Raw genomic sequence first — 1,268 nt, 5'->3', positions numbered from 1 at the left:
AAAGGTCAAGCAATAAGGGCACAGGGCGGATGCCTTGGCACTAAGAGCCGATGAAAGACGTGATAAGCTGCGAAAAGCTTCGGGGAGGAGCAAATATCCCGTGATCCGGAGATGTCTGAATGGGGAAACCCGCATGAGCAGACCTCATGCATCCATACGCCAATCCATAACGTATGGAAGGGAACCCGGGGAACTGAAACATCTAAGTACCCGGAGGAAAAGAAAGAAACATCGATTCCGTAAGTAGCGGCGAGCGAACGCGGAGGAGCCTAAACCGGTGTGCGTGCATGCCGGGGTCATGGACTGCATTTAAGATTCAGCGAAGTTAACAGAACGGTTTTGGGAAAGCCGGCCGGAGAGGGTGAAAGCCCCGTACGTGAAAGCAGAGCTGACTGAGCAGGATCCGGAGTACCACGAGACACGAGGAACCTTGTGGGAAGTAAGGGGGACCACCCCCTAAGGCTAAATACTACTTAGTGACCGATAGCGCATAGTACTGTGAAGGAAAGGTGAAAAGGACCCCGGGAGGGGAGTGAAAGAGAACCTGAAACCCTGTGTCTACAAGCTGTGGAAGTACTTTATATGTACGACCGCGTACTTTTTGTAGAACGGTCCGGCGAGTTACGCTTACTGGCAAGGTTAAGTCCTCAAGGGATGGAGCCGTAGGGAAACCAAGTCTTAACAGGGCCAGAGTCAGTAGGAGTAGACCCGAAACCGGGTGATCTATCCATGTCCAGGTTGAAGCTGCCGTAAGAGGTAGTGGAGGACCGAACCCACATCCGTTGAAAAGGGTGGGGATGAGGTGTGGATAGGGGAGAAATTCCAATCGAACCCGGAGATAGCTGGTTCTCCTCGAAATAGCTTTAGGGCTAGCCTCGGTGTGAGTCTTGCGGAGGTAGAGCACTGAATTTCCTAGGGGGCGTCAAAGCCTACCGAAGAATATCAAACTCCGAATGCCGTGTAGATATCACCGGGAGTCAGACTGCACGAGATAAGTTGGGCGGTCAAAAGGGAAAGAGCCCAGACCTACAGTTAAGGTCCCAAAGTGCGCGTTAAGTGGAAAAGGATGTGGGATTTCGAAGACAACCAGGATGTTGGCTCAGAAGCAGCCATACATTCAAAGAGTGCGTAATAGCTCACTGGTCGAGAGGTCCTGCGCCGAAAATGTCCGGGGCTGAAACGCGCCACCGAAACTAAGGAATCCGTAAGGATTGGTAGAGGAGCATTGCATATGGGAAGAAGCAGTACCGTAAGGAGCTGTGGACTAT

General features: G+C 52.0%; 1 rRNA gene (cut by a window edge). It reads left to right on the top strand.

The features are described 5' to 3' along the window. The first annotated feature begins 3 nt into the window (after nt 1–3). A 23S ribosomal RNA gene (locus tag DWX61_RS19085) occupies nt 4–1,268 on the top strand (it continues 1,758 nt past the right edge of the window).

This window comes from Ruminococcus sp. AF20-12LB, assembly GCF_003478985.1.
GTDB lineage: Bacteria > Bacillota > Clostridia > Lachnospirales > Lachnospiraceae > Blautia_A.
The sequence above is the reverse complement of the archived record's forward strand: the minus strand, read 5'-3'. Positions and strand labels throughout refer to the sequence as shown.